The sequence below is a fragment of the Agromyces binzhouensis genome, from assembly GCF_004135055.1.
Lineage (GTDB): Bacteria > Actinomycetota > Actinomycetes > Actinomycetales > Microbacteriaceae > Agromyces > Agromyces binzhouensis.
Map to the genome: position 1 here is coordinate 1 of NZ_SDPL01000349.1, position 3,440 is coordinate 3,440.

A 3,440-nucleotide genomic window follows, 5' to 3' on the forward strand; every position below is an offset into this window, starting at 1 on the left:
CGGCGCGCTCGTCGCGGCAGGCGAACCGGGCGCCTCGGCGGACGCCTGGGCCGCGGCATCCGTCGTCGTGTCCTTCCGGCGGAGCTTGCGCAGCTGGTCGCGCGTCGCCTGTCCGGCTCGCGCGGCGAGCTGCTTCGCGGCGGCGAGCGCCTTCGCAGCGGGGTTCTGGTCGGTGTTCGCAGGTGCCATCGTCGATCCCTCGGGGCTGGGGCGTGCGGGTGGGGTCCTGCGGAATCGTAGCCGGATCAGCGTCGCAGTTCGAGCGTGCAGCACTTCACGCCGCCGCCGCCGAGCAGCAGCTCGGAGAGGTCGACGCCGATCGGGTGGTAGCCGGCCTCGCGGAGCTGGCGCTCGAATCCCGTCGCGCGCGCGGCGATCACGACGTTGCGCCCGTCGCTGTACGAGTTGAGGCCGAGCACCGCGGCGTCCTCCTCGGAGACGAGGATCGCATCGGGGTAGCGCTCGCGCAGGACCTCGAGCGAGGGCCCGTCGAACGCGCTCGGAAGGTAGGCGATGTGCTCCTGTCCGGGCCGGGAGTCGAGGACCGCGATCGCGGTGTCGAGGTGGTAGAAGCTCGGGTTCACGAGGGTCAGCGTGACGACCTCGCGGCCGGTGATGCGCGCGAGCTCGTCGTGGCTCGCTCCGTCGCTGCGGAAGCCGGTGCCCGCGAGGATCACGTCGCCGACGAGGAGGAAGTCGCCCTCGCCCTCGTTCGTCTCGGCGGGCTCGCGCACGTCGAAGCCCGCCCGGCGGAACCACTCCATGTACGCCGGCCCCTCGGCGGCCCGCTGCTCGTGCGTGAACTTCGCGCCGTAGGCGATGCCGTCGATCACGGTGCCGCCGTTCGCGGCGTAGACCATGTCGGGCAGCCCCTCGACCGGGTCGATGAGCTGCACGTCGAACCCGAGCCCGACGTACGTGTCGTGCAGCGTCTGCCACTGCGCCACGGCGAGCGTCGTGTCGGTGGGCTTGGCGGGGTCCATCCACGGGTTGATCTGGTAGACGACGGTGAAGTGCTCCGGCCGGCACATCAGCACGGACTTCCTCGTCGCGGTGCGCTCCGGCGCGTTCCTGGTCGTCTCGGTCTCGATCACGGTCGACATCTCACTCCTCGAGGTGGGTTCGTCGGCCGGGCACGGCGGCGTGCCGCCGGCTCGGCCGGTGGGGTGTCGGCGGACCAGGTCGCTCTCTCGAGCCCCGGCGGCGGTGTTCGGATGGCACCGCCGTCGGGACGCCACCTCCAGTGTGTCCCTCACGGCCTGCGGGATTCTCGGCTTTTCACACACGATTCCTGCGCGTTGGTCGCGCTCGCGCAATGATTCGGGGTCGGCGGATGCCGCGGGCGCGCGAAATCCCCGTTCCTGCGCGCCGCGCGCGCGCACGATTCCGTCGCGGGCCTCCGCTCGCTCGCGCAGGCGCGTCGCCTGTCGCATCGGGCGATCGAGAGGATGCCGGATGCACCGCGAGCAGCCTCAGGCGGTGCATTCAGCATCCCCTCGACCGCTCCCGCCGGGCGGGACGGGCGCCGCCGGGCGGGACGGGCGCCGCCGGGTGGGCGGGCGGATGCGTGCCGTCGGTCTCCGCGGTACGTTCGAGCCCGACCCGGCTTTCTCCCACGTCGAGTGGTCCGAATCGGGCGAGGTGAGCTTCTCCACCACGCCTGCCGACTGATCCGGCGACGTGCCCCGCCCGCCCGAACTCAGGCGGCGCGCACCCCGGCCTCCTCGTTGCGGCGGTCGCGCCACGCGAGCCAGTGCCGCACGGCGGCGTCGTCGTAGTGCGGGCCCGAGATCCCGAGCGTGAAGAGGCGCACGCCGGCGGCGTACAGCGCGTCGGCGTAGGCGTCGTCGAGGCTCCGGCGCGACAGCTCGTTCGAGATCGTGATGCCGGAGACGTCCCGCCCCACCTTCTCGCCCCAGCGCTTCAGGACGTCGACCTTGTGGCCCAGCTCGTCGGGCCGCACGAACGAGTGCCAGATGTCGGCGTGCTCGGCGACGAGCCGCAGCGTCTTCTGCTCGCCCTTGCCGCCGATCATGATCGGGATGTCGCGTGTGGGTGCCGGGTTCAGCTTCGCCCAGCGCGCCTTCACCCGGGGCAGCGCCTCGGCGAGGTCGTCGAGCCGCGACCCGACGGTGCCGAACTCGTAGCCGTACTCGTCGTAGTCGCGCTCGAACCACCCCGACCCGGTGCCGAAGATGAAGCGGCCCGTGTCGCCGCCCTTGGCGCTGATGTGGTCGAGCGTGCGGGCCATGTCGGCCTGCAGGTCGGCGTTCCGGTACGAGTTGCAGTTCACGAGGGTGCCGAACTCGACGCGCTCGGTCTGCTCCGCCCAGGCGCCGAGCATCGTCCACGCCTCGAAGTGGAGGCCGTCGCGGTCGCCGGAGAGCGGGAAGAAGTGGTCCCAGTTCATGACCACGTCCACGCCGAGGTCCTCCATCCGGAGCACGGCGTCGCGGATCTGCGTGTAGGTCGCGTGCTGCGGCTGCAGCTGCACGCCCAGGCGCGCGGGAGCGGTGTTCGGGGTCATGCGGTCACGATACGACGACGGGCGAGCGGTTTCCGCGGTGTGCGCCGATGGCGAACGGATGCCGCGTCAGCGCGTCGCGCGTCCTGCGATCACGAAACCGCAACAGCACGCACGAAAACGGCGTCCGACCGTATCGCCACGCAATGGACCGTCCTACACTCGGGCCCATGGACAACCTCGACCGGGCCATCCTCGACCTGCTCCGCCAGAACTCGCGGGCCGGGTACGGCGATATCGGGTCGGCCGTCGGGCTGTCGGCCTCGGCCGTCAAGCGCCGCGTCGACAAGCTGGTCGCCGACGGCGTCATCAAGGCGTTCACGATCCAGGTTGACCCTGCCGTCGACGGCATGAGCACCGAGGCGTACGTCGAGCTGTTCTGCCGGGGCACGGTCGCGCCCGACGAGCTGCAGCGCATCCTGCAGGGCGTGCCGGAGGTCGTGTACGCGGGCACCGTCACGGGCAGCGCCGACGCGATCGTGCACATGCGCGCCCGCGACATCACCTCGCTCGAGGAGGCGCTCGAACGAGTGCGCATCGCCCCGAACGTGGACCACACGAGGAGCGCGATCGTGCTCTCGCGCCTGGTCAACCGGAACCGAGACTGACCCGAGAACCAGACCCCGGAGACCGCATGCGATTCACCGTCGACGACGACGCGCACACTCCCCCGTACGAGCAGCTCCGCATGCAGGTCGTCGACGCGGTGCGCGACGGACGCCTGGCGGCGGGCTCGAAGCTGCCGACCGTCCGCGCCCTCGCCGAGGAGCTCGGCCTCGCCGCGAACACGGTCGCCCGCGCCTACAAGGAGCTCGAGGCCGACGGCGTCGTCGAGGGGCGCGGCCGCGCGGGCACCTTCGTCAGCGCGGTGGGCGATCCGGTCGAGCGGGCGCTGCAGGCCGCGGCATCCGACTTC

The 3,440-nt window shown here is 71.7% G+C and carries 5 protein-coding genes; 2 read left to right on the top strand and 3 right to left on the bottom strand.

The window, feature by feature from the left end:
* The 3 genes from ESO86_RS13880 to ESO86_RS13890 form a co-directional block, all read right to left on the bottom strand.
* Nucleotides 1-189: hypothetical protein (locus ESO86_RS13880; RefSeq protein ID WP_165307852.1), on the bottom strand; the 189-nt coding region annotated here is incomplete at its 3' end.
* Nucleotides 190-245: 56 nt separating this feature from the next.
* Nucleotides 246-1,103, bottom strand: a complete 858-nt coding sequence (gene ddaH / locus ESO86_RS13885) for a dimethylargininase (RefSeq protein WP_129235536.1) — start codon at nucleotides 1,101-1,103, stop codon at nucleotides 246-248.
* A gap of 596 nt (nucleotides 1,104-1,699) precedes the next feature.
* On the bottom strand, nucleotides 1,700-2,527 hold the full coding sequence (locus tag ESO86_RS13890) for an LLM class F420-dependent oxidoreductase (RefSeq protein WP_129235537.1): 828 nt from the start codon (nucleotides 2,525-2,527) through the stop codon (nucleotides 1,700-1,702).
* Between the two features lie 167 nt (nucleotides 2,528-2,694).
* Between ESO86_RS13890 and ESO86_RS13895 the strand changes: the two genes are divergently transcribed.
* Together ESO86_RS13895 and ESO86_RS13900 are read left to right on the top strand one after the other, a co-directional pair.
* Nucleotides 2,695-3,132 (top strand): Lrp/AsnC family transcriptional regulator, encoded by a 438-nt coding sequence (locus ESO86_RS13895; RefSeq protein WP_129235538.1) that lies wholly within the window; start codon nucleotides 2,695-2,697, stop codon nucleotides 3,130-3,132.
* A 26-nt stretch (nucleotides 3,133-3,158) separates the two neighbouring features.
* On the top strand, nucleotides 3,159-3,440 hold a 282-nt coding region (locus ESO86_RS13900), incomplete at its 3' end, for a GntR family transcriptional regulator (RefSeq protein WP_129235539.1).

Excerpts from the sequence above, each read along its gene's own strand:
- ddaH (WP_129235536.1), bottom strand. The coding sequence starts at position 1,103 with ATGTCGACCGTGATCGAGACCGAGACGACCAGGAACGCGCCGGAGCGC.
- ESO86_RS13890 (WP_129235537.1), bottom strand. The coding sequence starts at position 2,527 with ATGACCCCGAACACCGCTCCCGCGCGCCTGGGCGTGCAGCTGCAGCCG.
- ESO86_RS13895 (WP_129235538.1), top strand. The coding sequence starts at position 2,695 with ATGGACAACCTCGACCGGGCCATCCTCGACCTGCTCCGCCAGAACTCG.